Source organism: Paenibacillus sp. OT2-17, assembly GCF_009827695.1.
Taxonomy (GTDB): Bacteria; Bacillota; Bacilli; order Paenibacillales; family Paenibacillaceae; genus Paenibacillus; species Paenibacillus polymyxa_B.
Genome location: NZ_WUDQ01000996.1, coordinates 1 through 698, shown reverse-complemented (window position 1 = coordinate 698; position 698 = coordinate 1). Strand labels below are relative to the sequence as shown.

The window sequence follows — 698 nt, the reverse complement described above, 5'->3', positions numbered from 1 at the left end:
TTTCCAGATCAATAAAGGCATCGGCATCCAGTCCTTCGTCCAGCCAGCGATATACTTCCTCTAGACCTCCCCGTGCGCGCCACCTCACTAATGGGCGTCCACTGGTAATATACAGTTCCTCGACCTGAGCTGGCTTGCCAGCAACCACGTCAATTAACGTAACCGATTTGGCTTGTCCGGCTTCGGAAAAGCTATAAGCCAGCGGCGAGCCACTGTAACGCATCAGCCCGTCTCCCTTCACATATTGGGGACGATGCAAATGTCCTAGAGCCGTATACTGTGCCCCAATGCTCAAAGCAGACGGATCTACGGTATACGCCCCCCCGACCTGAATCGGACGTTCCGAGTCCGACTCCAGCCCGCCGAGCACATAAATATGGCTCATCGACAAATTGACGGTGTCATTCCGAAATGCTGTACCCAGCTGTGACATCAGCAAGCCCACACGGCGGCTGTATGCCTCGCGCAATACTGTTTCATCTCCGTCTTCAGACAATAGCTCGTTCAGACGAGACTCGGAGGGATATGGCAAGGCTGCAATGCATGCCATTTCACCCGTTCGCGGTGTATGAACGCGTACCGCTTCCCCATGGGGCAGTCCCAGCAATGTAATTCCGCGCCCGCTCACCAGCGGTGTGACCGAGGATACCCTTTCCTGCTGATCATGATTGCCCGCAATGACGACTAGTGGTCTTCCT

The 698-nt window shown here is 54.9% G+C and carries 1 protein-coding gene; it reads right to left on the bottom strand.

Translation table 11 applies throughout. The features are described from left to right. Positions 1–698, bottom strand: a 698-nt coding sequence (locus tag GRP75_RS28680) for a metallophosphoesterase family protein (RefSeq protein WP_160791080.1), incomplete at both ends; no start/stop codon positions are given.